Below are 8,560 nucleotides of genomic sequence, written 5' to 3'. Positions count from 1 at the left end.
ATACTATTCTAGTATTAATGATGATTTAAATGTATTATATAAACACAGAAAAGCTTATGATGAAACCATAGCTAAAATTAATAAAGAAATGGCATCTTTATTAGATGAAAAACAACATCAGGCTCAGGAAATGTACCCACATTTTTTTGAACGTTTTAAAACAGATGGTGTAGAGCATAATATGTATATAGGTGAATCTATTACCAAAGAAGATAGTTTTAATCCTGTTTATTTATACAATTTGCGTTTATGGCAATTACAAGTTATGTGCGAGATGGAAAATAGTTATTATCAAATGAAACCTGATTTCCCAGTTTTACTTGATGTAGCGTCCATGATTTTAGTGTTTAATCAGCCATTATCCATTAGTTTTAGAATGGATGAAAAACAATTTGACGTAGATGGTACTTACAATGCACGATACGAAATTGTTAAAAAGCGTGTAGATAAAGCCTATATAAAAGGAACAACGGAGCGTGTTACTCAAAAAGGAAAAATCAGTATTGTTTACTCTCAAAAACAAGACGAAAGAGAGTATTTAAGATATGTAAAATTTTTACAATCTAAACACTATTTAGATACCGATGTTGAAATAGTGGATTTACAGGATTTACAGGCGGTTACAGGTTTAAAAGCAATTAGGGTAAGCGTTCTATATCATAAAAATGAGGATGATAAAGAATTTTATACTTATAGTGATTTAATGAAAGAAATTAAGGCTTAAGCGCCTGCTCCGGAAGTCTGAAAAGCAATTGCAAAAGCAACAACACTTACTATAATTCCAATCATAAATACAGAATAAGTAAGACGAAGAATTTTATATTTTTTATCTAAAACGAGTCCTAAAAAATATAAATCTTTTTTCATTGATGAATATAAGTATTCGCGGTCTTGCATCATTTCTCCCATGGCCCATTCAAAATCATTAAGACTCATTTTATGAAAGTTTCCAAAGAATAAAAGGTTTACTTTTTTGTTTGCTACATCTTCTTTAGTAAATTTTCCACTTGTAACATTTGGTCTGGTTGCCAAAATAGATAAAATGATAGACGCCACGGTAAACAGAACAAATATAACTGTTGGTGTAATCAAGTAATGATTAGACGTATTGTCTAGTTTAGATACTAAATTTGATAAAACCAATGATACAATAATAGCATTTACAGAAAGTAAAATATTTGCTTTAGTATCAGCAATATTACTTAAGGTTATGTGGTTTTTTAAAGTAACACGAAACATGGTTTCAATACCACGTTCAGGTAATTCTACCTTGTCTTTTTTAAAGCTTAATTGGTCTTTCTTTTGTTGGAGTTTTTTGTTTTCGACATCAAGCTTCTTTTTGGTTTTAAGTAATTCTGAAATATTTTTACCTTTTCTTTTATCCCAATTCAAAGCAGCTTCAATAGTATGAAATTTATGTTTAGTAGATAAAAAGTTAATGTTTTCATCTAACCACTCGCTTTCGGTTAAATGCTTATTACAGGTTAATTCCCATTCTTTTCTTAGTAATTCAGAAATTTCAATATAACTTTTGCTCCCAATGTGTGCGCAATCGGCATCTCTTATTATTTTCTCTAAATAGTTTTTAGGAACATAATCCATTTTAGTAGCCAAAATCAAATCACAAATAGCCTCAATATTTTTCTCCGAACAATTTTGTGAGCTAAGAAATTTCTTGGAAATTAAAACACTTTCATCTTCATGATTTTTAATGTTTTTTGTATAACCAGTATCATGTAACCATGTTGCAAGAGTAAGGATATTTTTTTCTGATTCGTTTAAACCAGATTGTTCAGCTAATTCTTTTGCTTTTTCAACAACACGTTGTGTGTGTGTTAAATTATGATATAAAAAGGAAGTATCTAACTCATCATTCAATAAGTTGGTAGCAAATTTTTCGGCTTCAATAATGAGCTTATCCATAAACAATTATCTTTATTTAGTAAAAATACTAAACTTTAAGGATATTAAAATAAAGTATTGACAACGGTATAATTTGTCGTAAATTTCATTAATGCTTTCAAATACTTTAGCTTTAAGTTTACATTGTAAGTTTTTGAATTTAGTTTCGACTACCTTTATGTTGAAAAGCATATTATATTTAACTAAAAAAAGAAAGGAACCATATAATGCTAACTTGGAAAGAAGTCATCAACTTTTCTGTAAAAGGAAACCCAACTCCAGACAAACGTGTCGAAAAAACAGAAGCCGAATGGAAGGCTTATTTAACACCAGAACAATTTAGAATAACAAGACTTAAAGGTACTGAAAGACCTCATAGCGGTGCGTTATGTAGTATTCATGAGGCTGGTAAGTACAATTGTGTATGTTGTGATTCTCCATTGTTTGATTCTACTATTAAGTTTGAATCTGGTACTGGGTGGCCAAGTTTTACACAGCCAATTAAAGAAAATGCTATTAAGTATGATCGCGATAAAGCTTTTGGAATGATGCGCGTTGAGGTTATGTGTAATACTTGCGATGCACATTTAGGACATGTGTTTCCAGATGGACCAGAACCTAGCGGACTACGTTATTGCATCAATTCTGAATCTATGCAATTAGAAAAACGATAATACGTAATCCAGTAATTACGTATTCGTTGAAATTTGTAGGGCATAATCTACAAAGTTTCCAAAACCTTTTAGGTTTACATTGAATAATAACTTCCTGTTTAAAGAAAGAAACGAATAAATGTCGAATCAATCAGAACATAATAATTTATTTAAAGCTCCAGAATTCTATGTTAACAATTGGGTTGATGCTAATGGAAATGAAACGGAGCCTATAAAGCTTTCAGATTTTAATGGGAAGTTTAAGGTAGTTTACTGCTTTCAAAGTTGGTGTCGTGGTTGTCATAGTAAGGGTTTGCCAGACTTAAAAAGAATGGTCGAGGCTTTAAAAGATAATAAAAATGTTGTTTTTCTAGCAATCCAAACGGTGTTTGAAGGCCATGAATCCAATACTTATGATAAGATTTTAAAAACCCAAAAGCAATATGATTTACACATTCCATTTGGACATGATGCAGGTGATGATGGTAAGTCAATTTCTAATATTATGACTAATTATAAAACCGGAGGAACACCTTGGTTTTTGTTTATAGACAAGCATGATAATGTGGTGTTTTCAGACTTTCATTTAATTCCAAAAGCAGCTATTAAGGTACTCAATTCGATGTAAGTTATGAGGCTCGAAATTAAACTTTATGGTGCTGAAAGATGCCATAAAACGCTACATTATAAAAACTATTTAGAGGCTTTAAATTTGAAATATTTATTTTTGGATGTTGAGTTAAATTTCGCTTTCGCGGAAGAATTACGAAGCCTATATGAAAATAGAAAACTTAATTTTCCAACAATAACTATTGGGGGAAAGAAACTAAGAAATCCTTCTGATGAAGATTTGATAAAATGGATTGAGAAGTTAATTAACTAATTTATAGCCACTTGCAAGGTTTCCAAAACCTTGTAAGTCTTTTAAAGAAAGAAAGTAGTAAATGAAACTAAACATAAAAGATAAATTTAATCAAGAATTACCTGCAGATTCTATTGTAGAAAACACCAGAAGGCAAGTTGAAAGCGCATGTTTTTCTTTTGTGAAACCAAAACAAACTGCAAAACCAGAATTACTTCATGTGTCTCCAGAAATGCTCAAAAATATTGGGCTTTTTGATATAGATGCTAAAAGCGACGAATTTCTAAATATATTCACAGGAAATAAAGTACAAGAAAATACAAATCCTTACGCTATGTGTTATGTCGGACACCAATTCGGGAATTGGGCAGGTCAATTAGGCGATGGGCGAGCTATAAATTTATTCGAGGTTGAACACAATAATAAAAACTGGCAAGTACAACTTAAAGGCGCTGGAGAAACTCCATATTCTAGAACTGCTGATGGTTTAGCGGTATTACGTTCTTCAGTTAGGGAATATTTATGTAGCGAAGCCATGTTTCATTTGGGTGTTCCAACAACACGGGCTTTATCATTGGCATTGTCTGGCGATCAGGTGTTGCGAGACATCATGTACAACGGTAATTCGGCTTACGAAAAAGGAGCCATTGTTTGCAGGGTGGCAGAATCCTTTTTACGCTTCGGAAGCTATCAAATTTTTGCGGCAAGACAAGATGAAGAAACACTTAAAACGCTGGTAGATTATACCATAAAACATCACTTTTCACATTTAGGAAAGCCTTCAAAAGAAACGTATCTTAAGTTTTTTAAAGAAGTGTCAGACCGCACCTTAGATATGATTATCCATTGGCAACGTGTAGGTTTCGTGCATGGTGTTATGAATACCGATAATATGTCAATTCTTGGCTTAACAATAGATTATGGTCCTTATGGTTGGTTGGAAGGTTATGAATATGGCTGGACACCAAATACAACTGATAGACAACATAAACGCTATCGATATGGAAATCAAGCCAATATTGGTTTATGGAATTTACTACAATTAGCAAACGCCATTTATCCTTTAATTGATGAGGCTGAACCTTTGGAGACTATTTTAAATGCATATAAAACAGATTTTGAAGTTAAATTATTAAATATGATGCGCTCTAAATTAGGGTTGCATAAGGAAGATGAAAATGATCAGAAATTCATTCAAGAATTAGAAGACCTTTTGCATCAAACAGAAACTGATATGACCATTTTCTTTAGAAATTTAAGTGATTTCAAAAAAGAATACCCTTCAAAGGGACTTCAGGTTATTAACGATGCTTTTTATAAATCAGATGAGGTTGTTGGAAATATTGAAAAACGCTGGAATGATTGGTTTGAAAAATATGCAAAAAGATTAACTAAAGAATCATTTTCAAAACAAGAACGGAAAGAAAAAATGAATCAAGTAAATCCTAAATATGTATTACGAAATTACATGGCTCAATTAGCCATTGATGATGCTGATAAAGGTGATTATAAGTTGATAGACAAATTGTTTAATATGCTGAAAAAACCTTATAAAGAGCAACCAGAATATCAAAAATGGTTTGCTAAACGTCCAGAATGGGCACGGAATAAAGTAGGCTGCTCTATGTTATCTTGTAGCTCGTAATAGATTTAAAAAACAAAAATTATAAAAATGAAAAATTATAAAAAAGCATATTTAGCAGGAGGTTGTTTCTGGGGTATGGAAGACCTTTTTAGAACAAGACCAGGCGTAAAAGATACAGAAGTTGGATACCAAGGCGGACAGAATGAAAATCCAACCTATAAAAATCACCCAGGTCATGCAGAAGTTATTGAAATTACATACGATCCAACAGAAACTAATTATAAAGAATTACTAGATTATTTCTTTAGAATTCATAACCCAACTACGGTTGACAGACAAGGAAATGACATAGGTTCGAGTTATCGTTCTGCCATTTTTTATCAAAATGAAGCCGAAAAAGCACAAGCAGAAGCCATGATTAAAATTGTAAACGACTCAAAAAAATGGGACGGAAAAGTAGCAACTACTTTAGAGCCTTTTACGCCATTTTGGAAAGCAGAACCAGAACACCAAGATTATTTGGTTAGAATCCCGAATGGTTATACTTGTCATTTCGAAAGATTTGAAGAACCTTTTATATAATCAAATTATTGTTTTAAAAGAATCTTTAATTTAAAATGCTAAACAAAATAGCTTTAGGAGGTGGTTGCCATTGGTGTACAGAAGCAGTATTTCAATCTTTAGTTGGAGTTTCAAAAGTTGAACAAGGCTTTGTAGCTTCAACTGGAGAGAATATTGCGTTTTCAGAAGCCGTTATTGTTCATTTTAATACAGAAATTATTTCACTTAAAACATTAATAGAGATTCATTTGCATACTCATAAAAGCAGTTCTAATCATTCTATGCGAACTAAATACCGTTCCGCAGTTTATACGTTTTCTAAAGTACAAAAACATGAAGTTGAAGGCTTGATGAATGCATTTCAAGATGCCTTTGAAAACAAATTAATAACCCAAGTGTTTCCTTTTAAAAGCTTTAAAGCATCAAGGAAGCAAATTCAGAATTACTATTACAGTAATCCAAAAAAACCGTTTTGTCAATCGTTTATTAATCCGAAATTAGAAATTATCATAAATCAATTTTCAAAGTATGGTAATGAAAACAAACTAAAGCATTTAAAATATGAGTAGCATAAAACTGAATATTCAAAATAAAAAAGGTCATAAATTACAGGCTTATTTAGAACTACCAGCAGATCAAAAACCGCATTATTATGCCATTTTTGCACATTGTTTTACTTGTAGTAGTACTTTAGGAGCAGTAAGGAATATTAGCAGGTCGCTTACAAGTCATGGTTTTGGAGTATTGCGTTTTGATTTTACAGGTTTAGGAAGAAGTGAAGGTGAGTTTTCAGAAAGTTATTTCTCTGCAAATGTGGACGATTTATTAGCAGTAAATACGTACTTAAAAGAGCATTACAAAGCACCAAGTTTATTGGTAGGGCATTCACTTGGTGGTGCTGCAGTAATTGTAGCCGCATCTAAATTAGAAAACATAAAAGCCGTTGCTACAGTTGGAGCTCCTGCATCGGTAAGCCATGTTACACATTTGTTTTCGCATGGTGTAGAGGAAGTGAAAGAAAAAGGTGAGGTAGAAGTGAATATTGGTGGTAGACCTTTTAAAATTAATGAAGAATTTGTTCAAGATTTTGGTAAAATTGATTTACCGGAAATCACTAAAAATTTACGAAAACCTTTATTAATAATGCACGCTCCATTTGATAAGGTAGTAGGCATCGATAATGCACATAAATTGTATCATGATGCGCATCATCCAAAGAGTTTTGTTAGTTTAGATGATGCAGATCATTTATTGTCCAATAGGAAAGATAGCCAGTATGTTGGAAACATGATTGGAACATGGGTGCAACGTTATTTTGAGCCAGAAGATAATACGATGTTAGATACTAAAGGCGAACAATTAGTCGCACATTTAAATTTAGTTGAAGATAATTTCACAACATCTATTCAAACTAAAAAACATAATTTTATAGCTGATGAACCTGAAAGTATTGGTGGTGACGATTTTGGACCATCGCCATACGATTACCTAAGTGCAGGACTAGCAGCATGTACCGTAATGACGCTTAAAATGTATGCACAACGTAAAAAGTGGGATTTACAAGAAGTATATGTCTATATAACATATTCAAAGAAACATAGTGACGATTTGATGCTAGATTTAGATAAACCAACAAGGATAGATCATTTACAAAAACGATTAAAATTTGTTGGAGATTTAGATGATAAACAAAAAACAAGATTAAAAGAAATTGCTTCAAAATGTCCGGTACATAAAACATTGCAAAGTGAAGTAATCATAGAAACAGAACTAATAACCTAATCATTATGAATTTAATTGAGAACATTAAAACGTATTTTAAAAACAAATCCGAAAATAAAGAAACCGGAAATGCTCCTGAAGGTGTTTGTCCAAATTGTTGGGGAGAACAAGAATGGGAAGGAGAATATTATAAATTTGTAAAAGGGGAAAATGGAAACCCAAGTAATGACACTTATAATACATTTGTAAAAGATGTTGCCAGAAAATTAGATAAAATTACCATTCACAAAGACACCTATATTTGCGAAACGTGCAACGTAAAATACAACCATAAATAGAATATGACAAAAACAAAAATAGGATTGGGGTTAGCAGCTATGGGAAGGCCAGAGTATATAAATATTAGGGATAATAATGCTATTGATAAATCTGAAGTTGCCTTTGAAAAAAATACGTATTTAGTTTTAGATGAAGCTTATAAATTAGGCGTTCGGTATTTTGATACAGCGCCTTCTTACGGAAAAGGTGAAGCGTTTTTGGCCCATTGGAATAACGAGAGAAAACATTCAGACGTTATTTTGGGTACAAAATGGGGTTATACTTATGTTGCCAATTGGGAGTTGGGTTTTGAAGGAAAACATGAGATAAAAGAGCATTCTCTTGAAAAATTACTAGAGCAATGGCAAACTTCAAAACACATGTTGCCTAAGCTTGAATACTATCAAATACATTCCGCAACTTTTGATAGTGGTGTTTTAGAAAATCAAGCTGTTTTAAAGCAATTGTTTCAAATAAAAAAGAAAACAGGTTTAAAAATAGGAATAACAACTAGTGGTGCAAACCAAAAAGAGGTGATTCAAGCTGCCTTAAAAGTTAATATTGATGGAGCAGGTCTGTTTGACAGTTTTCAAGTAACCTATAATGTTTTTGAACAGTCTACTTTTTCAATTTTAAAAGAAGCCCTTAGTCAAGGAAAAAAAGTGATTATTAAAGAAGCGTTGGCTAATGGTCGTGTTTTTGAAAATGAAAAATTTCAGGATTATAAAGAACATTATAAAGTTTTAAAAGTGCTCTCAAAAAAATATCGAGTTGGGGTTGATGCCGTTGCATTACGTTTTGTATTGGATAATTTACAACCTACCTACGTATTAAGTGGTGCTTCAAATAAAACACATTTATCTCAAAATTTAGAGGCTTTAAGTTTTAGTTTTACTGAAGATGAATTACAATTGCTTCAAACTTTAAAAACAGCCCCAGAAGCCTATTGGGACGAGC

10 protein-coding genes and 1 pseudogene are annotated in these 8,560 nt (G+C 32.0%); 10 read left to right on the top strand and 1 reads right to left on the bottom strand.

The annotated features are described in order from the left end of the window. Positions 1 to 724: pseudogene (locus tag WBN21_RS02160) on the top strand (GAF domain-containing protein); the annotation flags it as partial. On the opposite strand, the gene WBN21_RS02155 reads toward WBN21_RS02160, so the two are convergent. After that, positions 721 to 1,923, bottom strand: a complete 1,203-nt coding sequence (locus WBN21_RS02155) for a Pycsar system effector family protein (RefSeq protein ID WP_424197662.1) — start codon at positions 1,921 to 1,923, stop codon at positions 721 to 723. The pseudogene WBN21_RS02160 and the gene WBN21_RS02155 sit on opposite strands and share 4 nt — an antisense overlap. 206 nt (positions 1,924 to 2,129) lie before the next feature. Here WBN21_RS02155 and msrB point away from each other — a divergent pair, with 206 nt between their 5' ends. The 9 genes from msrB to WBN21_RS02110 all read left to right on the top strand — a co-directional run. Continuing rightward, positions 2,130 to 2,576 carry a peptide-methionine (R)-S-oxide reductase MsrB gene (gene msrB / locus WBN21_RS02150; RefSeq protein ID WP_424197661.1) on the top strand — a complete coding sequence of 149 codons (447 nt, stop codon included), beginning with the start codon at positions 2,130 to 2,132 and terminating at the stop codon, positions 2,574 to 2,576. Between the two features lie 118 nt (positions 2,577 to 2,694). Beyond that, positions 2,695 to 3,183, top strand: a complete 489-nt coding sequence (locus tag WBN21_RS02145; RefSeq protein ID WP_424197660.1) for a peroxiredoxin family protein — start codon at positions 2,695 to 2,697, stop codon at positions 3,181 to 3,183. 3 nt (positions 3,184 to 3,186) lie between these two features. Beyond that, on the top strand, positions 3,187 to 3,438 hold the full coding sequence (locus tag WBN21_RS02140) for a glutaredoxin family protein (protein WP_424197659.1): 252 nt from the start codon (positions 3,187 to 3,189) through the stop codon (positions 3,436 to 3,438). Between the two features lie 61 nt (positions 3,439 to 3,499). Next, positions 3,500 to 5,062 carry a protein adenylyltransferase SelO gene (locus tag WBN21_RS02135; RefSeq protein WP_424197658.1) on the top strand — a complete coding sequence of 521 codons (1,563 nt, stop codon included), beginning with the start codon at positions 3,500 to 3,502 and terminating at the stop codon, positions 5,060 to 5,062. A 27-nt stretch (positions 5,063 to 5,089) separates the two neighbouring features. Further along, positions 5,090 to 5,584 carry a peptide-methionine (S)-S-oxide reductase MsrA gene (gene msrA, locus WBN21_RS02130; protein WP_424197657.1) on the top strand — a complete coding sequence of 165 codons (495 nt, stop codon included), beginning with the start codon at positions 5,090 to 5,092 and terminating at the stop codon, positions 5,582 to 5,584. Positions 5,585 to 5,619: 35 nt separating this feature from the next. Next, complete coding sequence (locus WBN21_RS02125) at positions 5,620 to 6,132, top strand: peptide-methionine (S)-S-oxide reductase (RefSeq protein WP_424197656.1); 513 nt, start codon at positions 5,620 to 5,622, stop codon at positions 6,130 to 6,132. Next, the gene (locus WBN21_RS02120; RefSeq protein ID WP_424197655.1) at positions 6,125 to 7,345 is read left to right on the top strand and encodes an alpha/beta fold hydrolase; all 1,221 of its coding nucleotides are present in this window, start codon (positions 6,125 to 6,127) and stop codon (positions 7,343 to 7,345) included. Before WBN21_RS02125 ends, WBN21_RS02120 begins: the two co-directional genes overlap by 8 nt. Before the next feature lie 5 nt (positions 7,346 to 7,350). Next, positions 7,351 to 7,623 carry a hypothetical protein gene (locus WBN21_RS02115; RefSeq protein WP_424197654.1) on the top strand — a complete coding sequence of 91 codons (273 nt, stop codon included), beginning with the start codon at positions 7,351 to 7,353 and terminating at the stop codon, positions 7,621 to 7,623. A gap of 3 nt (positions 7,624 to 7,626) precedes the next feature. Next, on the top strand, positions 7,627 to 8,560 hold a 934-nt coding region (locus WBN21_RS02110), incomplete at its 3' end, for an aldo/keto reductase (RefSeq protein WP_424197653.1).

The organism is Algibacter sp., assembly GCF_049667265.1.
Taxonomy (GTDB): domain Bacteria; phylum Bacteroidota; class Bacteroidia; order Flavobacteriales; family Flavobacteriaceae; genus Algibacter_B.
This window is presented reverse-complemented; position numbering and strand designations above follow the sequence as displayed.

Excerpts from the sequence above, each read along its gene's own strand:
- WBN21_RS02120 (WP_424197655.1), top strand. The coding sequence starts at position 6,125 with ATGAGTAGCATAAAACTGAATATTCAAAATAAAAAAGGTCATAAATTA.
- WBN21_RS02115 (WP_424197654.1), top strand. The coding sequence starts at position 7,351 with ATGAATTTAATTGAGAACATTAAAACGTATTTTAAAAACAAATCCGAA.
- WBN21_RS02135 (WP_424197658.1), top strand. The coding sequence starts at position 3,500 with ATGAAACTAAACATAAAAGATAAATTTAATCAAGAATTACCTGCAGAT.
- WBN21_RS02155 (WP_424197662.1), bottom strand. The coding sequence starts at position 1,923 with ATGGATAAGCTCATTATTGAAGCCGAAAAATTTGCTACCAACTTATTG.
- msrB (WP_424197661.1), top strand. The coding sequence starts at position 2,130 with ATGCTAACTTGGAAAGAAGTCATCAACTTTTCTGTAAAAGGAAACCCA.
- WBN21_RS02145 (WP_424197660.1), top strand. The coding sequence starts at position 2,695 with ATGTCGAATCAATCAGAACATAATAATTTATTTAAAGCTCCAGAATTC.
- WBN21_RS02140 (WP_424197659.1), top strand. The coding sequence starts at position 3,187 with ATGAGGCTCGAAATTAAACTTTATGGTGCTGAAAGATGCCATAAAACG.
- WBN21_RS02125 (WP_424197656.1), top strand. The coding sequence starts at position 5,620 with ATGCTAAACAAAATAGCTTTAGGAGGTGGTTGCCATTGGTGTACAGAA.
- msrA (WP_424197657.1), top strand. The coding sequence starts at position 5,090 with ATGAAAAATTATAAAAAAGCATATTTAGCAGGAGGTTGTTTCTGGGGT.